The organism is Xenorhabdus innexi, assembly GCF_002632485.1.
GTDB classification, from domain to species: domain Bacteria; phylum Pseudomonadota; class Gammaproteobacteria; order Enterobacterales; family Enterobacteriaceae; genus Xenorhabdus; species Xenorhabdus innexi.
The window spans coordinates 12,552-33,479 of the sequence record NZ_NIBU01000041.1 but is presented as its reverse complement, the minus strand read 5'-3'; the positions used below and the strand labels follow the sequence as shown (position 1 = coordinate 33,479).

The window sequence follows — 20,928 nt, the reverse complement described above, 5'->3', positions numbered from 1 at the left end:
ATTCATTGCCGAAGCCTGTGGTCTTAATGAGGGACTGGGAGTGAAAGGCCAGTGGGGAACGCTTCAATCCATGGAGACACGCATGCAGTTTCTATCAGACCCGACACATCGGATCCGATTCGTTTATACCCCCAAACACGCTTCCTGGTTAAATCAAATTGAATGTTGGTTCAGTCTGGTCTCCCGACATTTGCTCAGGCGGCTTTCCGTCAGCAGCAAAGCGATATTACGGACATGCATTTTAAAATATATCGAATATTACAACCGGGTATTAGCTAAACCTTTTAAATGGCTTTACCGTGGGAATACAAAGTGATGTCATTAATTGCAGAATACACCACTAGCAAAGAGGTAACAGTGAAAATAAATGATAGAGTATTCCCTTGTTTAATAGCCACAGGCTAACCAGATTCGAATATCTTCACCGGAAAATATGACTATTACAGTTTATCTTTCTCTCATTCAATCAAATTCTTCCATCCAGTGTCTCCTGTATATTAATACTGCCTTGCGCATTTAATTCTATACACAGGCGGTGAAAGGTTTCTTTAAAGATCAAACCTTTATCATCTAATGGGTTATGGCCTGTAATCTGGATTTGCAGGCGGGCAGGCATATTTTCAGTAGCAGGATGAGTTTTTGATACCAGTTCAGCAATATTGAAACTCTGGGTTGTGAACAGATTAGTGAAACGTTCGACAATACCCGGAGAATCATCCACATCTACCCGTACTGAAATAGTAGACGGAAATTTTTTTGTTATACCGCTGCGGGTACGCTTCATTACAACAAGTAACTCAAGCTCCGCTGCTCTTTGTGGCAGGGTAGATTCAATGAGAGTAATCGAGTTCCAGCTACCCGATAGCAGCATGATAAAGGTAAATTCTTCGCCAAACATTGCCAGACGGCTGTCCTCAATATTGCAGCCGCAGGTATTAACAAGACGGGTGATAGTGTTGACGATCCCGGGGCGATCGACACCAAGAGCAGTGAGCACTAAAAAATGTTGTTTCGATTTTGGCAAAGTGATTTTCCTTATCTGTAGTAAAGGGTTGCGGATATCTGTTGCTACTAAACATAAAAAATGTTCAAGAGAAGGTCAATGGCATTTATAACAGATGAAGTACGATTATAATCTCTGTTTAATTGTCTACACTTGATATTAACAAAATTCATCAAAATCATATGCTCAAAGAGTTTCCTTCCTTATGACAAGAAAGTACCATGATTTTTTGTTTTCAGTGTAAGACTCATTTTAGAGGAAATGGTAATGGAGAGTGGTCACTTCGATTTTACAGGCAGCATGGTTGCAATCATTACACCAATGGATTCAACAGGCCGGGTTGATAAGCACAGTTTGAAAAAATTGGTTGATTACCATGTCGCCAGTGGGACAGCATCGATCATTTCTGTCGGAACAACCGGGGAATGTGCCACGCTTAACCATGATGAACATGTCGATGTTGTAATGACAACACTTGAATTAGCCGATGGCCGTATACCAGTTATTGCCGGAACAGGCGCGAATGCCACTGCCGAAGCAATATCATTGACCCGATGCTTTGAAAATACGGAAGTTGTTGGTTGCCTGTCTGTGACACCTTATTATAATAAGCCTTCGCAGGAAGGTTTATATCAGCACTATAAAGCGATAGCTGAGAATACCGACTTACCACAAATTCTGTATAATGTACCATCGCGTACCGGATGTGATTTGCTGCCATCGACTGTTGCACGTCTGGCGAAGCTGAAAAATATTGTCGCAATTAAGGAAGCAACGGGGAACTTAAGCCGTGTCAGCCAGATCCAAGAACTGGTAAATGATGAAAGTTTTATTCTGCTCAGTGGCGATGATGCAAGTTTTCTCGACTTTATGTATCTTGGTGGAAAAGGAACGATTTCTGTAACAGCAAATGTGGCAGCAGCAGAAATGGCACAAATTTGTGAGTTGGCTTCTCGTGGTGAGTTTGCGAAAGCGCGTAGCCTGAACAGCAGCCTGCAGGAGTTGCACCATAAACTATTTGTTGAACCCAGCCCGGCGCCAGCTAAATGGGCATGTCATAAACTGGGATTGATTGCCAGCGATACATTGCGTCTGCCAATGATCCCGCTGACGCAAGAAGGGCAAATTTCAGTTGAGAACGCCTTGAAAATGGCTGGATTACTGTAAAATTTAGGGAATTTTAATGGCAACATTATTGCAAAAATCGAAGGTCATGAAGGTTGCTGGCCTGTCTTTGGTCGTTTTGCTGGCAGCCTGCTCCGGCGATCAGAGCCATAAACATCAGGTAAGTGGTGATGAGGCTTACCTTGATGCACCTCCTCTGAAAATATTGAATATCCCCGCGGGGATGAACTTACCACTGCAAAATGGTGAATATGATATTCCACCTGTGGGTTCACAAGGGAATGTTGGTAAATCGGTTGATATACGCCCACCCTTGCAGGTTGTGGCATTATTAGCGGGTTCCCGTGTTGAAAGTAATGCACAAAGCAGTAAGTTGTTGCTTGAAAATACCCCTGAATACAGCAAATTGTGGTCACAGGTAAATAGTTTTCTGACGAAAAACAGTTACCCGGTCAGCCAGAAAGATGATGCAGCTCAGACATTAACAACTGATTGGATTGTGTGGCCTCGTGCAGATGAAAATATTCCTTATAAGGTTCGTTACCATATCTCTGTCGCCCAGCAGGGCTACCAGATAGCCTTAACAGTTTCAGGCGCAGGTCTGGAGCAGGGGGATAAAGTTATCAATGATCCGTTGGAAATCCAGCGTTACAACACCTTGATGTTAAATGCACTGACGGAGTATCTGAATGAGCAGAAAGAAATTTCATCTCATAACAATACTCAGAATATTGGTGCTTTATCGGTTCAAAGTGGCAGTGATAATACCGGATTGCCACAAATTATTGTCCGTGCGCCATATAATGTAACCTGGAACAAGCTGCCCTACGCATTGGAAAGTATAGGGATGCAAGTGAACGATCGTACCCTTTCGACAGGGGCGATAGCAGTAACTTATAAAGGTCTGTCCTCTTCTGACTGGAAAGCCTTAGGAGTTGAAACACCAACTATCAGTGAAGGCAACTATAAGTTACAGGTTGGTGATTTGGATAACCGAAGCAGCCTGCAATTTATCAGTGAAAAAGGTAAACCGCTGACTCAGTCTGAAAATGATCAAATGGTAGCTGTGCTGCAAGCAGCATTCAGCAAAACCGCAAATAAATAACATATAAAGGGGCTTCGGCCCCTTTATATATTTAGGTGAAATTTTTTGTTTAATAGTCTGTTTAAAGATGTCATATCTCTGGAGTGTAATATGCAGAAAAAAGCTGAGTTGTATCGTGGAAAAGCAAAAACAGTGTATACCACTGATAATCCTGACTTGCTTGTGCTGGAATTCCGTAATGATACATCAGCATTGGATGGTGCACGCATTGAACAGTTTGATCGTAAGGGAATGGTAAACAATAAATTTAATCACTTCATTATGCGCAAACTGGAAGAGGCGGGTATTCCAACCCAGATGGAGCAGTTGTTGTCAGATAATGAATCTCTGGTCAAGAAACTTGATATGGTGCCGGTTGAATGTGTTATCCGTAATCGTGCGGCTGGTTCGCTGGTTAAGCGTCTTGGTGTTGAAGAAGGAATGATACTGAATCCTCCTTTATTTGATTTGTTTCTGAAAGATGATGCCAGACATGATCCGATGGTTAATGAATCTTATTGCGAAACCTTTGGTTGGGTGAGCAAAGAACATTTAGCTGAGATGAAGCGTTTGAGTTATAAGGCTAATGAAGTATTAAGTCAGTTATTTGCTGATGCAGGTTTGATTTTGGTGGACTTTAAACTGGAATTTGGCCTGTTTAAAGGAAAAGTCGTGTTGGGTGACGAATTTTCACCGGATGGTAGTCGGCTGTGGGATAACGAGACAATGGATAAAATGGATAAAGACCGTTTTCGCCAGAGTCTTGGTGGTTTAGTTGAAGCATATGAAGAAGTAGCTCACCGTATCGGTGTTATTTTGGATTAATGACGCAAACGATTACCTTTCTGAATGGCTGCCAATCCGGTATCAGACAGGAAGGTGATAATATATAAAGAATCAAAGGTGCTCTGTATATTAGAGCACTTTTGATTTCAGAAAGGATAAAACTCAAAATCTATTGGGTATATGACAGATTACAGCCAGTAAACTGTTTTTTGTTTCCAGCCTTTTTCCTGCATACAAAAACCATAGGCCTGATTTCTGGAATTCTGATTAACATCGATGACGTAGCTTTCAGTCATAGGAACACTTTGTTCATATGAGCAGTCTTTACCACAGGAATTTCTGACGGTTCTGAGTTGAGAAGTTTGAGCCACTTCATTTTTCACCGGAAATTGCTGTAGAGCGCTTGATTGACACTCTGAATTTGCTTCATGGAAAGGCGTGGGATTGCTCCTTGCTGGTACCCATTTAATAGTACAACCTGTTAATAACAGGCTGATTGTGATTAAAAGCACTGATTTTTTCATATTTCCTTACGAATGCTTCCCGTTGGCGAGGTTGGCTCGCTACCTTTCCGCATTCACCTTAATAAAAGCATCAATATCTGTCAGAAAGATAAATTGAAAGATTAAGGGCATTCTAGCAGTTATACCCAATGAATTTCGAATTGCATCGTGGCGGCAAGGGAGTGAGCGCAGCCAACAAAGAGGCAATTTGAAAGACGAAGAGTATACTTTTTGAAAATATAGTACTAATACCCCATATTTCCACTGACACTAATATTTTTGCTTACATGCCAAATAATTAAGTTATCATTCTGCCTCATGTCAGAGTATTTATAGAGAACAGAAAAAATTATGAGTCATATTGATCCTACTTTACTTATTTTATTAGTACTTGCAGGGCTTGGCATTATCAGTCATAACATGACGGTCACATTGGCTATGTTGTTTTTGCTCGTTGTCCGAATCACTCCATTGAATCAGTTTTTCCCTTGGGTAGAAAAATATGGTTTAACTCTGGGGATCTTAGTTCTCACCGTGGGCGTTATGGCACCTATCGCGAGTGGGAAAATTTCTGCCCAAGAAATATTCAGCTCATTTCTGAATTGGAAATCACTACTTGCTATTGCTGTCGGTGTTCTTGTGTCGTGGCTGGGTAGCCGGGGGGTATCTCTGATGTCAAATCAACCGTCTACCGTAGCTGGATTGCTGGTTGGTACAGTGGTAGGTGTTGCTTTGTTTAAAGGCGTTCCGGTTGGCCCATTAATTGCGGCAGGCATACTGTCCATTGTGATTGGAAAATCGTGACAAGAATGGATTTTGCATGGAAAACGTTGCAGGAACAGATGCAACGACAGGGGCTGCGTCGTTTACTGGTGCTCAGCGGCGAAAATCAGTGGAGCGAACAGGTTGTTGCCTCTCTGAAAAGTCAGCTACAGGGGGATTGGATAACCATCGCATCAGAAACTCCTGACGCTGTTGAGCCAGCAAAAGCTATCGGTTTACTGGGGCGTGAATTTCTGCACGGCGTCTTTGATGCAACCCGTGGCTGTAATGCCGAAGCATTGGCAATACTGGCAGGAACGCTAAAAGCAGGAAGCTGGTTGGTGATGCGCGTTCCTGTCTGGTCACAATGGGCTGATTTACCGGATGATGACAGCGCCCGCTGGAATGAATCGGCTGGTGTGATCGCGACGCCTCATTTTATCCGGCATATTCAACAGCAAATCCTCAATGCGCCTGATTGTCTATTATGGCGGCAGGGAAAGCCATTTCATGCATTATTACTGCCTCAGACCCCATCGTGGAAGATGCCGGATGGGAATCCGACAGCAGGGCAGAAACGCATTCTTGAACAATTGTTGCAGGTTTCACAAGGGGTTTGGGTAATCACGGCTCCGCGCGGACGGGGAAAATCTGCACTTGCAGGAATGTTGGCCCGTCAGTGGCAGGGAGTCTGCTGGTTATGTGCACCAGCAAAGATAACGACAGAGGTTATTCGTCGTTATGCAGAAAGTTTTAGTAATGGTATTGAGGATACTGATGCTGACACCCAGCAAATACCATTCTGGTCAGTTGATAATTTGCTGAAATTTATCCGGCAGAAAAAGAGTCGCTCTCAGAGCAGTACAGACCAACAACCGATCAGCGCCGACTGGCTTTTAGTTGATGAAGCAGCGGCAATTCCGACACCGCAGTTAGCTGAGCTGATTCAACATTTTCCTCGTGTATTACTGACCACAACTGTACAGGGCTATGAAGGTACCGGACGGGGATTTTTATTGAAATTCTGTGCGGCCTTGCCAGATTGTCAGATTAAAGAGCTGAAAACACCAATGCGCTGGTCTGAAAATGACCCGCTGGAAAATTGGTTAGATAACGCTTTGTTATTTGATGACAGCAATTTGTTTTTGCCGTCATTACCTGCTCCTAAAATAGAAAATAATTTGTCGTTTCAAACCATTAATCAGTCTGAGTGGTTACGGCAGCCTCAACTATTGCGGCAGTTTTATGGATTACTGGCAAGCGCACATTACCGCACATCTCCTCTCGATTTACGCCGCTTACTGGATGGCAATGGAATGACATTCCTCGCAGCCCTGTCCTGTTCTGAAAACGATAACTCACACTTGATTGGTGCTCTGTGGATGGTGAATGAAGGTGGATTATCTCCGGTATTGGCACATGAAATATGGGCAGGGCGACGTCGTCCGAGAGGGAATCTGGTTGCTCAGTCTCTGGCAGCCCACGGAGGGTTTCCTCAGGCGGCAACGATGCGCTCACAGAGAGTCAGCCGCATTGCTGTTCAGGCACAGTATCGGCGTCTTGGGGTTGCCCAACGCCTGATAGCTCAGCAGTGTCAGGCGGCTCGTAGCCAAAATCTGGACTTCATTTCCGTTAGTTTTGGTTATACCGCTGAACTCTGGTCACTTTGGCAAAAATGCGGTTTTCAGTTAGTACGGATGGGAACACATCTTGAAGCAAGTAGTGGCTGTTATGCTGCAATGGCTATTCTGCCCTTAAGTGAGGAGGGAAAATGGCTGGCCCGAACAGCACAGCAGCAGTTAGCCCGTGATACAGACGGAATAGAGTCATTGACTGGGGTTGCTCTGCCGATTGAGCATTATGCTGATAACCAGCTTAATGAAAGTGACTGGCTAGAGCTGGCAGGTTTTGCCTTTGCACATCGTTCCTTATCGTCTTCTTACTTTGCGTTGCAACGCTTGTTGCTGGCAAGTGAGCTGGCTTTACCCGCATTGAGAAAGCATCTTCAGCAGAAAGTAGAACTTGAGCAATGTGCGCGTGACTTATCTCTGAATGGACGTAAAGCATTATTGAAATGCTGGCGGGAAGAAGCAGCCAGTGCTCTGGCAAATATTGATGAAATACTTGCCAGACGATGGAAAGACTGGGTAATGTCCGCTGATCACTCTTTCTTCTGATGATCAGCCTTTTTACTATTAGTCTCTTTACTGCCAGCCTCTTTACTGCCAGCCTCTTTACTACCAGTCTTTTGGCTCTCTTTTTCAGGCCAGTCGTCTTCGTCATCCCATGAAGCGTTAAGATCACGGTGAGGAGGAAGTTCTGGTTTATTATCCAAAAACTGTTTTGTATTGATGCGGCTTAGCTCTTTTATTGCACTAATGATAATTCCTGCGAGCAACAGCAGAACTAACCACCAATAATCTGCTAACCAGTGCATGATGCCCCTCTGTTGCTTTAAACCTCTTCTGCTGTTTTCACATATTTGTTAAAAACATAGGAGAGGTTTGCTGTCAGCCAGTCGATACCGGCAATCTCACGATCCTGCCATGCATTTAACAGAGTCTGCTCATTGAATAAACATTCTGCTTCATGGGAAAGAGGCCAATAGCTGATATGCCACGGTTCATATGCAACACTCAGAGAGCTGTCACGGGTAAACGGGCGATAGAAGTCGTAACGGGACATATTTTCTGTTAACCAGTCAGACAGTGGTTCAAAGTAACCACCATTTTCATATTCCCACGGCTCCAGCAATAGCTTTTTACCTTGCGGCAGCAGGAAAGGATCATAGATATCCAATTCTGTTCCCCAATGATGACGACTTGCTCCCGGCAGAGCAGACCAGCGAAGAATAGCTTCACAGATTTCGCCTTCGGTCATCTTGCTGATATCAAGAGGCTGACTGTCGGCATCTAATACCGGACGCTGTCCATAAAACTTCTCATTCCAGATAGCCTGCTGGCGAGTAAAATCACGGAATGAGCTGGCGGGCTGTAACTTAAAACCGGCATTGGCTGCGTCTCGCTGCATCGCGAGAAAAGCTTTAGTCGCATCGAATTGTAAACGGTGGCCTCCCGATAGTGTCACCAGATGATCTGTCGAGATACCCGCCAACATTTCAGATGTCATCATTTGACTAATTCCTCCATGATACGCTGATAAATCAGGCTTAATTTTTGTAGGTCAGATACGCTGACACATTCATTTGTTTTGTGAATAGTCGCGTTGATCGGCCCCAACTCCACAACCTGAGCCCCCGTTCTGGCAATAAACCGCCCATCAGATGTACCACCACTGGTTGATAGCTCCGGCTGATATTCACAATAATGACTGATAGCTGCAACTGTCGCATCAACCAGCTCCCCTTTACAGGTCAGGAAAGGCTGACCGGATAACCACCATTCAATATCATGCTTCAGATTATATTTTTTCAGCATACCTTCAACCCGTTGGCGGATCTCAGTATCAGTCAGTTCGGTGCTGAAACGGAAATTAAACTGAACGTTTAATTTACCCGGTATGACGTTATTACTTCCTGTACCCGCATTAATATTCACAATTTGCATACTGGTTGCAGGAAAAAACTCATTGCCATCATCCCATTTAGTATTGGCGAGTTCTTGTAAGAAGGGGAGTGAATTATGAATTGGATTATCAGCAAACTGGGGATAAGCCACATGTCCCTGAGTGCCATGAATGGTCACGGTTGCAGTCAGAGAGCCGCGACGACCATTTTTAATTATATCGCCAAGGCGCGTTTGGCTGGAGGGTTCGCCTACCAGACAGTAATCCAGTCTCTCATGGCGTGACATCAGGGCTTCAACAACTTTAACCGTACCATTTACAGCCTGAGCTTCCTCATCTGAAGTAATTAAGAAAGCAAGGCGCCCCTCATGATCAGGATTCTCTGCAACAAAACGTTCTGCCGCAACAATCATCGCAGCCAGAGAGCCTTTCATATCCGCAGCACCACGACCATACACCATTCCGTCACGAACGGTGGGTTCAAATGGCGGACTTTGCCATTCGGACATATCACCGGCTGGGACAACATCAGTATGGCCTGCAAGCGCAAAAGTTACCCCTGTTCCATGATAAGCCCAGAAATTCAGGGTATCCCCAAAAGGCATTCGTTCAATGGTGAAACCCGCATTTTGCAGGCGTTCGATCATAATTTCCTGACAGCCCTGATCATCGGGGCTGACCGAAGGCCGTTTAATTAATTGCTGGGTGAGTTCAATTACTGGACAAGTCATTATATTAAGCCCCTATTGAGTTGGAAGATCTTTATACCCGTCGTCTTTCAAACTGCCTCTTTGTTGGCTTCGCTCATTCACCCCGGTCACATAGTCACCTATGCTCCCGGGGATTCATTCCCTTGCCGCCGCGACGCATCTTGAAATCCATAGGGTATATACCAAAAACAGCCTCTTTGTTGGCTGCATGCTTTTGCAGCCGAAATGTAACTCGAAATTTACAGGGAATAGCTTGGATATAGTTGTAAGAGAAATTCCCTACACTTTTCAAGTCGTAGTTTTATCAGCTCTCTTTCGGAAACTATTGGGCAGAGTCACAAGAAAAAAACTGTTGGTACTGTTCAGCCTTGAAACCCAGTAAGTAACTTTCTGTTTTTTTAGACGCTAATAGCGGTCGTTTAATGATAGCGGGTTGTTCCAGCATCAGAGCTTTGGCTGCTTCGGCATTATTGATGGCTGATTTCTGCTCATCACTCAGTTTACGCCAGGTTGTTCCACGGGTATTCAGTAAAGATTCCCAACCTAACTGGTCAATAAACAACTGAAGGAGTTCGGGGGATAAACCATCAGTGCGATAGTCATGGAATTGATATGGGATCTCTTGATCTTCCAACCAACGACGTGACTTTTTCACTGTATCGCAATTTTTGATACCGTACAGAGTGAATGTTTTTTGAAAGGTAGTATCTGACATGATGAGATCCTTAATCCTGATTTAATCGACATATGGCTGCTTCTTTCAGGCGAATCCTGAAAGGCGCAGAGTATAATGCGGGAAATTTGTCATTTTATCCAGATAACACGAATCTTCCCGATTGCTTCGGTATGACTCTCTGAATCTATGCTTCTAAAGATTGATACCTTTCACCAGAAATTGGCCATATCTTCTTTGTCTTATTTAATATCAGCAGATACTGAAAATTAGCAAAATACAATCATCTATATACTTGGTGAATAAATTAAATTTTAAGCCTTAATTTCATTGAAATATAATAATCATATTTATTATAAATATAATTATTATAAATCAGGTTGAGTTAATCACTATTAGCTCTTTGTCGCTTTAATTCACAATTTCCCTGTCGATTTAAATCAGGGAAATTGTGTGTTACGCATTATAGGAATTGAGCGTCGAATGTTATATTAAATCTGTTTTTCTATGTTTCAGATAGGTAATGGTGGCTTCGAGGCGGGAACGGGCTTTAAGTTTTTTCAATAAGTTACGGGTATGGACTTTCACGGTTTCTTCTGAGATAAAAAGAAAGTCAGCAATTTCTTTATTCGTCATGCCTTCTGATATTTCTTTCAAAACATCCAGTTCGCGTTTAGTTAATTTGGATAAAGGATCGACATAAAGGTGACGGTTAGATAAATATTGGTGAACTTTTTCACTGTACACTGCTTGGCCATTTACTGCTTTTTTGATATTAACCAAGAGAGGGTTAAGTTCAATATCTTTTAACAAATAACCATTTGCTCCTGCATCAACAGCATCATAAATATCACCCCTGTCATCTGAATCTGAGAGAACGAGAACATAGGAATCAAGCCCTTTTCGGCGGAGTGACTTAATCGTATCAATCCCTGAAATCCCATGAATCTTCAAATCCATTAAAATAATATCTGGTTTTATTTGGCAGGCGATATTAATGGCATCTTCGCCGTTATCTGTCTCCGCAGTCACAATGAGGTCTCGCTCTGATTCAATCAGCCCTTTTAAACCATGACGAATGATAGGGTGATCATCGACTATCATGACTGTATGATTATGCATGTTCCTTCTCCCATAATAAAAATACCGATCTTATGTTTTGATAAAACATAAAAAACAGAATTCTACTTTATGTTAAATAGCTGTGTGATTTTTATAGAGTATATTGAATCATCAATAAAAGAGATTCTGAAAATATATCCTGATATAAAAAATGAAATATCGCAAATAGGTTTATCAATCCAAGTGAAATAAATTTCACATATATAAGAAAATGATTTTCCTCAATTGCTGATAATTTTCTCAATCAAATTTCTATGATTATTTTATAAATTAATTTTTGTTTTTGTAAACTCATTTTAAAGTTGTTTCTTAAATGCCTCTTTTATTAATTTAGTGAATTATTAATGAATGGAAAACTAAAATACCTCTCCATGAGTATTCTTCAAAATAATAAGATTCATCCTTATCCCGCGCACCACACGGGATAAGGTCTCACTAATTGAAAAAGTTCTTGCTATTATGAAAAATTATATAAAGTGTATCCATATAATATTGGTTAATGTGAGAGCATTAACAGATCATTTTATACTCTCTGGATTTCAGGTTACTTTTTTGTCCGCCATGTTGTTGATTACATCAGGTCGTGAAAACAGCAGGGGATATGATCTGAAGTTTCAGTGATCATTGACAAAAATGCGGTTAGCACCATGATTTAACCTTCCGTAACTATTATACTGAGCGGATTTTTACGTAGACATGACTCACAAAGGATCAGACGATGGACGAAAAATTAAAACAAAGTGCCCTTGATTTTCACGAGTTTCCGCAGCCTGGAAAAATCACGGTTACTCCGACTAAGCCGTTGACGACACAACGTGATTTAGCTCTGGCATATTCACCGGGCGTTGCCGCTCCCTGCCTTGAAATAGCGGAAGATCCACTGGCAGCATATAAATATACTGCCCGCGGTAATCTGGTCGCAGTTGTTTCCAATGGCAGCGCTGTATTAGGGCTGGGAAATATCGGAGCATTGGCCGGAAAACCGGTGATGGAAGGAAAGGGCGTTCTGTTCAAAAAATTCTCTGGTATTGATGTTTTTGACATTGAAATAGATGAGTCTAATCCGGATAAGTTAATTGACATCATTGCAGCATTAGAGCCGACTTTTGGTGGCATCAACCTTGAAGATATTAAAGCGCCTGAGTGCTTTTATATCGAGCAGAAACTGCGTGAGCGGATGAAAATTCCTGTATTCCATGATGATCAGCATGGTACGGCAATTATCTGTACTGCCGCAGTACTTAACGGGTTACGCGTTGTTAATAAAGATATCGGCAAAGTACGGATGGTCGTATCTGGTGCCGGTGCAGCATCTATTGCCTGTATGAACCTGCTGGTGGCGTTGGGCCTGAAACGTGAAAATATTGTCGTTTGTGACTCGAAAGGTGTTATCTACCGTGGTCGCGAAGAGAATATGGAAAAAACTAAAGCTGATTACGCAATTGAAGATAACGGTAGCCGTACATTGGCTGATGTTATTCCCGAGTCTGATATTTTCCTCGGATGCTCTGGTCCCGGCGTTCTGACACCAGAAATGGTGGAAAAAATGGCAAAAGACCCTCTCATCATGGCACTGGCGAACCCGGAGCCGGAAATCCTGCCACCACTGGCAAAAGCGGTACGTCCTGACGCAATTATTTGTACAGGTCGTTCTGATTTCCCTAATCAGGTCAATAACGTACTTTGCTTCCCGTTCATTTTCCGTGGCGCACTGGATGTAGGTGCAACGACTATTAATGAAGAGATGAAACTGGCCTGTGTACACGCCATTGCTGATCTGGCGCTGGCTGAACAGAGCCAGGAAGTGGCTTCTGCTTATGGCGATCAGGATCTGTTTTTCGGCCCGGAATACATCATACCTAAGCCATTTGATCCACGTCTGATAGTGAAAATTGCGCCTGCTGTAGCAAAAGCGGCGATGGATTCAGGCGTTGCAACCCGTCCTATTACCGATTTTAGTGCCTATATCGAAAAATTGAATGAGTTTGTTTACAAAACTAACTTATTCATGAAGCCTATTTTCTCTCAGGCGAAAAAAGAGAAAAAACGCATTGTACTGGCTGAAGGGGAAGATATTCGGGTTCTGCATGCGACTCAGGAATTAGTCTCTCTCGGGTTGGCATATCCAGTGCTGATTGGTCGCCCAAGCGTTATTGAAATGCGTATCAAAAAACAGGGGCTTCATATTGAAGCAGGTAAAGATTTTGAAGTCGTTAATAACGAAAACGACCCACGTTTCAAAGAATACTGGCAGGAATATTACCAGTTGATGAAACGCCGTGGTGTTTCTCAGGATCAGGCTCGCCGTGTGGTTATTGGTAATCCGACTTTAATCGGAGCCATCATGGTTCATCGTGGCGAAGCTGATGGCCTGATTTGTGGTACGGTCGGCAGTTATGCTGAACATTATCAGGTTATCAAAGATGTCTTTGGTTTCCGTCAGGGCGTACATACAGCCGGTGCTATGAATGCCTTGCTGCTGCCGATGGGCAATACCTTTATTGCTGACACTTATGTTAACGAAGACCCGACACCCGAAGAGCTGGCTGAAATTACGCTGATGGCGGCTGAAACCGTGCGTCGCTTCGGTATTGAGCCAAAAGTTGCCCTGTTGTCCCGCTCTAGTTTTGGTTCTTCTGATTGTGAATCAGCACAAAAAATGCGTAAGACGCTGGAACTGGTACAACAAATGGCACCATCACTGGAAATTGATGGGGAAATGCATGGTGATGCTGCGCTGGTGGAAAGTATTCGTCGTGACATTATGCCGGACAGCCCGTTGAAAGGTGCCGCTAACCTGTTGATTATGCCAAATATGGAAGCTGCTCGTATCAGTTATAACCTGCTGCGTGTGACCAGCTCTGATGGTGTAACGGTCGGCCCGGTTCTTATGGGTGTTGCGAAACCCGTACATGTACTGACACCAATCGCCTCTGTTCGTCGCATTGTTAACATGGTGGCACTGGCTGCGGTTGAAGCTCAAACCAACCCACTGTAATTCACTGGTATCAACTCCCCGGTTTCAGTCATTAACCGGAGTAAGCAAACTGTACGCCGTCAAGTTTCTGTTTGGCGGCGTATTTTTGTTTGTAAATAATTCTCATTATCTATAATATGCAGGGAATTTTTAACGTGATAATGAATACCAATGAAAACATCTATCTGTATAAAAACAACTTTTCTGGCATGTGCCTTTCTACTTGGTGGTTGTGCGACTACACCAACGACTACAAAAAATACCTCTCAGGAAGTAAAGCAATCTCTTTCCTCTGAATTAACTCAATCAGGTGTGTTGCTTGATATGAAAACAGGCAAAGCCATCACTTCTGATGAATTACTTAATCAACTGGCAACCTATCCCAGAATTATCGTCGGTGAAAAACACGATAATCCTTATCACCATCAAATTGAGCTGTGGCTGGTTCAGCAGCTGGAACAAAAACGGCCTCATGGCTCAGTATTACTGGAAATGATTAATCCGGATCAGCAAACAAGAGTCAACAAAGTGAAAAGTTGGTTACAGGATGATCCGATAGTCAGAGATGAGCGTATTAAGCAGCTGTTAGCATGGCAGGAAGGCTGGCCTTGGGAACAATACGGAAAATTGGTTGTGGAGCTGGTGAAAGCACCTTATCCATTATTAGCAGCTAACCTGAATCGTAGTGAAATCGATCGGGCGTATAAAAATCACAGGGCTGGAGACAGAACTTCACTCGTTTCTGAGGATGTCAAAAAGCGTATCGACGAAACCATCAAAAATTCTCATGGTGGAAACATAGATGAATTACATCTTTCAGCAATGAGCAAAATTCAGCAACTGCGTGATCAGAGAATGGCAGAGCAATTGATGAAAGCACCATCACCTGCTGTGCTGTTTGCCGGAGGATATCATGCAGTAAAAACAATGGGAGTACCTCAGCACATAAAAAATATAACGCCTAATGAACAGGTTGTTGTATTGGTTATTGCGGAAAAAGGGGTCTCTTTGAATAAAGAATACGCTGATTTTGTCTGGTTTACACCCAAAGTGACTAACTGTGTAACTAAGTAGTAGTATCTGTCACAAGGATGTGACGCTTATAATAAATAAAAATAGTTTTCATTTATATATCCAATTGATTATCATTCCCTTAATTTATCTTTGACATAATGTGCTATAAGAAATGTTGACGTATACAACGTATCAAACCACTCACGTTGGTCACGTGACAAAATCCTTTCTCGCCGCTATCACACTTCATGCCCTGTTGGTTGGCTGGCTGGTTTATAAACCGAAGGATCTTGATATTGAGGAATTTTTACCTCCACCAGCAGTTATGATGGAAGTATCACTACAGACAGAAGCAATACATAAGGTCGAGAAACAGCCGATTGGTATTGAACAACAGTTATCTGTTGCCAGTGAACAGAAGGAAAGTAAGGTTGATGCTGTCAACATGCCGAAACTGGCTGTGAATGAAGAAGCCCTGATTCTGGCGGATAAAACGAAGAAAAAGAAACCAAAAGAACAGGATGCCCCTAAAAAATCTCAGCCGATTAAACGAGTGCAGGCAAAAGAACAGGAAAGTGAAAAATCACAAAGTACCGCAGCACCGACAACCAGTACGGCTACAGCGGATAACATTACTGCCCGGACTTCTGCTTCTTATGAAAGTAATTCTGATACCGTTGCTGATGCTAAAGCTGTCTGGCAGGCGGAGGTCGCCGGTCATTTAAACCGTTATAAAAAGTATCCGGAAGATGCTCAGAGGAGAAAACGTACCGGGCGCCCGATGGTCAAATTTACCGTTAATCAATTTGGTAATGTGATTGACAGTGAGTTGATAAGACGCTCTGGGACAAACTCTCTTGACAGAGAAGCAAGGCTTGTACTGGAAAGGGCGCAGCCATTACCCGCTCCGCCTGATTCTGTTTTAAGCAATGGAAGTATTACGGTTGAGATGCCGATTGATTTTTATTTATCTCAATAACCATTTATCTCAAGAACAATTATTTCAAAAACAATAAGAAAACAGGACGAATGGCATGTCACAGTATAAAAAGGTGTTTTCACCCAAAGCCAAAAAAGCCGTGCTCAGTTTTTTGTTGGGTGGTAGTTTGCTGAGTAATAGTGTCACGACTATCGCGATGGAGGAAAAAATGATACCACCTATGGCTAAAAAGCAGGCGCATGAAATAACTATTCATGGTGATACCCGTATTGACAATTATTACTGGTTACGTGATGACCAGCGTCAGGATAAAGAAGTTATTGATTATCTCGTAGCTGAAAATAACTATACCAAAGAGATGCTGAAATCTGGTCAGGAGTTACGGGAAACTCTGTATAACGAAATGGTTGGTAGGATGAATAAGGAAGACCAGTCAGTACCTTATACCTACAATGGCTATATTTACCGCACCATTTATGAATCAGGCAAAGATTTCCCGATCTATCAACGTAAACCGGCAGATAATTCATCTGACTGGCAGGTCATGGTTGATGGTAATGAGCGTGCGAAGGGGCATAAATTCTACCAAATCGGTGGATTTGCTGTTACCCGGGATAATAAACGTATTGCTATCGCTGAAGATACTCAGGGTCGCCGTAACTTCCAAATTTCCTTCAAAGACTTTGGTGACAGCGACTGGCAGAATAACGTTATAGAGAATACTTCCGGTAATATTTTGTGGGCTAATAACGGTGAGACTCTGTTCTATGTCCGCAGAGATCCGCAAACCCTTCTACCTTACCAATTATTCCGCCATCAATATGGTACAGATACCCAACAGGATAAAAAAATCTATCAGGAAGATGATGATCGTTTCTACCTGTCAATTTCAAAAAGCACCTCGCTTGACTATATTCTGGTTTCCATTAACAGCTATTCAACCTCAGAATATCGGCTGATAGATGCAAATAATCCCCAGCAGGAACCACAAATGTTCTCTGCTCGTGAGGCTGGACGGGAATATTACATCGACCATTTCCGCGGGCAATTTTACATCCGTTCCAACTATGAGCATCCACTATTTGGCTTATATCAAACAGATGCTATCGATAAACCGTGGGAAACAGTGATTGCACCGCAGGAAAGCACCGATCTGGAAGACTTTACCCTGTTTAATAACTGGTTGGTGGTACAGGAGCGAACTAAAGGCTTGTCCTCAATTCGTCAGATTGACTGGAAAACCAAGCAGGAAAAACAGGTTAAGTTTGATGATCCGGCTTACATGGCATCACTGAGCTATAACCCTGAACCGGATACTAATTTGCTGCGTTATAGTTATGCATCGCTGACAACACCAAGCTCCGTATTTCAGTGGGATATGCAAACCGGTGAGCGTGAATTGCTGAAACAGCAGGAAGTGAAAGGGTTCAATAAAGAAAACTATGAAAGCCAGCGTATCTGGATTAAAGCGCGGGATGGGGTAGAAGTACCGGTTTCTCTGGTTTACCGCAAATCCCTGTTCAAAAAAGGCCAGAACCCGATTCTGATTTATGGCTATGGTGCCTATGGTATCAGCATGGACCCTTACTTTAGCTCTGCACTTTTAAGCCTGTTGGATCGCGGTTTTGTCTATGCACTGGTGCATGTTCGTGGCGGTGGTGACTTAGGCCGTAATTGGTATCTTCAGGGTAAGCTCGAAAATAAAATGAACAGCTTCCATGATTTTATTGATACAACGAAAGCATTAATCGCTGAAGGTTATGGTGACAGTAAACGAGTTTATGCCGAAGGTGGCAGTGCGGGCGGTTTACTCATGGGGGCAGTGGTTAATCAGGCACCGGAGCTGTACCGTGGTGTGATTGCCAAAGTGCCTTTTGTGGATACAGTAACAACCATGTTAGATCCATCTATTCCTTTAACGACAGGTGAATATGATGAGTGGGGGAACCCGGATGATAAAGACGTTTATTTCCGTATAAAATCTTATAGCCCTTACGACAATATTCAGCATCAGCGTTATCCTCATTTATTAGTGACAACCGGCTTACATGACTCTCAGGTACAATACTGGGAACCAGCGAAGTGGGTGGCTAAATTAAGAGAAATGAAAAAAGGGGATAGCTTACTATTATTGGAAACCAATATGGATACCGGCCACGGTGGAAAACAGGGGCGTTTTAATCGTATAAACGATATCGCCTTCGATTATAGTTTTCTGTTGATGTTGGATGATGCTAAAACTTATTTTCCACACTTAAAAGATTAATAAAAATATATTAATAATTCTGGATGCTGATAATTCGTTATCAGTGTCCGGGTTTTTATACTCTAAAAATAACAACATCGCAAAATTAGCGAAGCAATGTGAGCTTTAATAAATATTTTTAATTAGGATGATATTAATGAAAATCATGGCAAAAATAGCCGGAGCCAGTGCAGTATTTATCGGGCTTCAGGGAATCGCTTATGCTGAAGACACCAATGACAATAAAAACCAGAAAGTCATGCGGTTCGATGCATTGAAAGTATCAGGCTCTCAGGATAATAAAAATGGCCCACAAATAGAAGCGATGGAAAAGCCCGGCGCTTATAGTTCGGTCGGGGAAGATAATAAACTAGAGTCTGTGGATAGTATATTGCGCAGTTTGCCGGGAACTTATACCCAGATGGATGCTAGCCAAGGCGTTGGAGTTGTAAGTGTTAATATTCGCGGATTAAGTGGCTTTGGCCGCGTTAATATGATGGTGGATGGCGTTAGCCAAAGTTTTTATGGCGCAGCACCAAGTGAATACGCACATGGGGCACAGCCTAATAATGAATTTGGTGCATTGATTGATCCTAATTTTATTATCCGTACCGATATTTCCCGTGGGCAAGCTGATGATTCTGATTCAGTCAACACATTAGCGGGAAGTGCAAACTTCCGTACTATTGATGTAGATGATGTGATATTTGAAGGCAACAATTTAGGAATCCGTTCTAGATGGATATATGGCAATAACGGCACTGATCGAAGTGGTATGGTAGCTGTTGCAGGAAAAACACAAGCATTTAGCTCAGAAGGTTCTTTGGGAGCTATGTTTGCTTATAGTGGACACAATGTTGAAGCGCATTATAGAAACGCTGATGGTATCAGCAGTGAGATGTTTGGTACAGATAAGACATTTAAACAAAAACCAAATTCTCAATTGATAAAAATAAATATTAAACCTAATGATTTTCATGATCTAGAGTTAAGTAGTCGCTTTTATCATAATAAATTTAATAAACGCCATGTTGATAGCCATGATTATTATTTAAAATATCATTACACACCATTTACTGAGTTGGTGGATGCCAAAGTTATGCTTAGTACGAGTAATGGACAACAACATTTTGATAATAAATCTATTGGTGTATTAGGTAGAAGTGAAGCAAAAAATAAATCTGATGCAATCGATATCAAAAATATTAGCCGATTTAATTATGGTGATACTGACTTTGCTTTCACTCTAGGTAGTAAGTTGATGAGTACTGATTACCAAAAAAAAATAGATACAAGCTCAGACGATGAAAAACTGGATGAACAGATACGAGAAAATAATGTGTTTTCTCCAAGTGGTAAGCAAAATATTTCCAGTGTTTATACTAGTATGAAAATAGAACGAGGTATTTATACTGCTAATTTTGGGGTAAATTACCTTAATTATAGTGTTAAAGGAGTAAAGCCAGCTTGTGAAGATAAAATAGAGTGTTTTCCACAAGGAGAAGCACACATAAATCTGAGAGAAAGTGGATTTAATCCAAATATTCTATTATCAGCAGAGATTATTCCTGAGTTTCAACCATTCGTAAGTTATTTCCATTCAATGAGGGCGCCAAACGTTCAGGAGGTTTTCTATGCTAATGAAGGTGGAGCTTCTATGAATCCATTCTTGAAAGGAGAGAAAGTTGATACTTATCAAATTGGCTTTAATAGCTATCGAACTGATTTAATTACTAAAGGAGATGTTTTTTCCTTAAAAGCTATTTTATACCGTACTAAAATTAAAGATTATATTTCTAGTGATGTATATTTGTTATGTTCAAATAAAGTAAGTTGTTTGTACGATGGAACATTATCAAATGCAGATTGGAATAAGATAGACGCCAATGTTAAAATGTATATTTATACCAATACATTGGAACCAGTTAATATGCATGGATATGAGATTTCAGCAAATTATGATGCAGGTGTGTTTTATGGCTTGTTGTCTTATAGCAAGCAAAAATCTGAACAACCTATTTCACCAGCCATGATAGATTTTGGTGCTCAATCATACTCTCAGCTACCTGAGCATTATATTACTTTAGACTCAGGAGTTCGTTTGTTAGATGAAAAATTGACTTTTGGGACCGTTATAAAATATACTGGACCATCTTATAGAACATTGTCTTATGTGGACGCAAATGACGAAAATGGATACAAAGGTGAGGCAGTGAAAGAAAATAAAATACCTACGATTATTGACCTGTATAGTATATACGAAGTAAATAAAAATATATCATTACTATTTTCAGTTAAAAACTTAACAAATAAAAATTATTCTGAAGCACTTAATCGTATTAATTCACTACCAATGATGGATGAAGCTGATACCACAACAAAAACCGCCCGCGGTCGAAGCTACGTAATGGGTGCGGAGATTCGGTTCTGATAGTATCTGAATAATCTAAAATAACGGC

At 41.9% G+C, this 20,928-nt stretch carries 17 protein-coding genes and 1 pseudogene; 11 read left to right on the top strand and 7 right to left on the bottom strand.

Translation table 11 applies throughout. The features are described 5' to 3' along the window. The coding region (locus Xinn_RS23475) for a transposase (protein WP_211285986.1) at positions 1–316 on the top strand (316 nt) is incomplete at its 5' end. Between the two features lie 150 nt (positions 317–466). Here Xinn_RS23475 and Xinn_RS14600 read toward each other — a convergent pair. Beyond that, entirely contained in the window at positions 467–1,024 is a 558-nt protein-coding gene (locus tag Xinn_RS14600; RefSeq protein ID WP_086953469.1) for a glycine cleavage system transcriptional repressor, read from the bottom strand. Positions 1,025–1,270: 246 nt separating this feature from the next. On the opposite strand from Xinn_RS14600, the gene dapA reads away from it, so the two are divergent. The 3 genes from dapA (at position 1,271) to purC (ending at position 4,037) form a co-directional block, all read left to right on the top strand. Further along, positions 1,271–2,170, top strand: coding sequence for a 4-hydroxy-tetrahydrodipicolinate synthase (gene dapA / locus Xinn_RS14595; RefSeq protein WP_086953468.1), 900 nt, complete (start codon positions 1,271–1,273; stop codon positions 2,168–2,170). Between the two features lie 16 nt (positions 2,171–2,186). Then, a complete protein-coding gene (gene bamC, locus Xinn_RS14590; RefSeq protein WP_086953467.1) occupies positions 2,187–3,233 on the top strand; it encodes an outer membrane protein assembly factor BamC in 1,047 nt (348 codons plus the stop codon). 90 nt (positions 3,234–3,323) lie between these two features. Continuing rightward, the gene (gene purC, locus Xinn_RS14585; RefSeq protein ID WP_086953466.1) at positions 3,324–4,037 is read left to right on the top strand and encodes a phosphoribosylaminoimidazolesuccinocarboxamide synthase; all 714 of its coding nucleotides are present in this window, start codon (positions 3,324–3,326) and stop codon (positions 4,035–4,037) included. A 149-nt stretch (positions 4,038–4,186) separates the two neighbouring features. Here the strand turns inward: purC and Xinn_RS14580 are convergent, their stop codons facing one another. After that, positions 4,187–4,522 (bottom strand): hypothetical protein, encoded by a 336-nt coding sequence (locus tag Xinn_RS14580; protein WP_086953465.1) that lies wholly within the window; start codon positions 4,520–4,522, stop codon positions 4,187–4,189. Between the two features lie 330 nt (positions 4,523–4,852). Here Xinn_RS14580 and Xinn_RS14575 point away from each other — a divergent pair, with 330 nt between their 5' ends. Together Xinn_RS14575 and Xinn_RS14570 are read left to right on the top strand one after the other, a co-directional pair. Next, entirely contained in the window at positions 4,853–5,305 is a 453-nt protein-coding gene (locus Xinn_RS14575; protein ID WP_086953464.1) for a DUF441 domain-containing protein, read from the top strand. Positions 5,306–5,310: 5 nt separating this feature from the next. Then, the gene (locus Xinn_RS14570) at positions 5,311–7,440 is read left to right on the top strand and encodes a tRNA(Met) cytidine acetyltransferase TmcA (protein ID WP_086953463.1); all 2,130 of its coding nucleotides are present in this window, start codon (positions 5,311–5,313) and stop codon (positions 7,438–7,440) included. 68 nt (positions 7,441–7,508) lie between these two features. Here the strand turns inward: Xinn_RS14570 and Xinn_RS14565 are convergent. The 5 genes and pseudogenes from Xinn_RS14565 to Xinn_RS14545 all read right to left on the bottom strand — a co-directional run. Then, positions 7,509–7,700 (bottom strand): annotated as a pseudogene (locus Xinn_RS14565) (YpfN family protein); the annotation flags it as partial. A gap of 17 nt (positions 7,701–7,717) precedes the next feature. Next, positions 7,718–8,395 carry a M15 family metallopeptidase gene (locus tag Xinn_RS14560; protein WP_086953461.1) on the bottom strand — a complete coding sequence of 226 codons (678 nt, stop codon included), beginning with the start codon at positions 8,393–8,395 and terminating at the stop codon, positions 7,718–7,720. Continuing rightward, the gene (gene dapE / locus Xinn_RS14555) at positions 8,392–9,519 is read right to left on the bottom strand and encodes a succinyl-diaminopimelate desuccinylase (protein ID WP_086953460.1); all 1,128 of its coding nucleotides are present in this window, start codon (positions 9,517–9,519) and stop codon (positions 8,392–8,394) included. The genes Xinn_RS14560 and dapE overlap by 4 nt, the downstream gene beginning before the upstream one ends. A gap of 301 nt (positions 9,520–9,820) precedes the next feature. After that, positions 9,821–10,213 carry an ArsC family reductase gene (locus tag Xinn_RS14550; RefSeq protein ID WP_086953459.1) on the bottom strand — a complete coding sequence of 131 codons (393 nt, stop codon included), beginning with the start codon at positions 10,211–10,213 and terminating at the stop codon, positions 9,821–9,823. 444 nt (positions 10,214–10,657) lie between these two features. Beyond that, entirely contained in the window at positions 10,658–11,293 is a 636-nt protein-coding gene (locus Xinn_RS14545) for a response regulator (RefSeq protein ID WP_086953458.1), read from the bottom strand. Between the two features lie 718 nt (positions 11,294–12,011). On the opposite strand from Xinn_RS14545, the gene maeB reads away from it, so the two are divergent. The 5 genes from maeB (at position 12,012) to Xinn_RS14520 (ending at position 20,900) form a co-directional block, all read left to right on the top strand. Further along, positions 12,012–14,291: an NADP-dependent oxaloacetate-decarboxylating malate dehydrogenase gene (maeB, locus tag Xinn_RS14540; RefSeq protein WP_086953457.1), complete on the top strand. Its 2,280-nt coding sequence runs from the start codon at positions 12,012–12,014 to the stop codon at positions 14,289–14,291. 150 nt (positions 14,292–14,441) lie between these two features. Next, positions 14,442–15,344: a ChaN family lipoprotein gene (locus Xinn_RS14535; protein ID WP_086953456.1), complete on the top strand. Its 903-nt coding sequence runs from the start codon at positions 14,442–14,444 to the stop codon at positions 15,342–15,344. 112 nt (positions 15,345–15,456) lie between these two features. Beyond that, positions 15,457–16,263, top strand: a complete 807-nt coding sequence (locus Xinn_RS14530) for an energy transducer TonB family protein (RefSeq protein WP_086953455.1) — start codon at positions 15,457–15,459, stop codon at positions 16,261–16,263. Between the two features lie 55 nt (positions 16,264–16,318). Next, positions 16,319–18,490: a S9 family peptidase gene (locus tag Xinn_RS14525; RefSeq protein ID WP_186435635.1), complete on the top strand. Its 2,172-nt coding sequence runs from the start codon at positions 16,319–16,321 to the stop codon at positions 18,488–18,490. A gap of 136 nt (positions 18,491–18,626) precedes the next feature. After that, positions 18,627–20,900 carry a TonB-dependent receptor domain-containing protein gene (locus Xinn_RS14520; protein WP_086953454.1) on the top strand — a complete coding sequence of 758 codons (2,274 nt, stop codon included), beginning with the start codon at positions 18,627–18,629 and terminating at the stop codon, positions 20,898–20,900. Positions 20,901–20,928 lie beyond the last annotated feature (28 nt).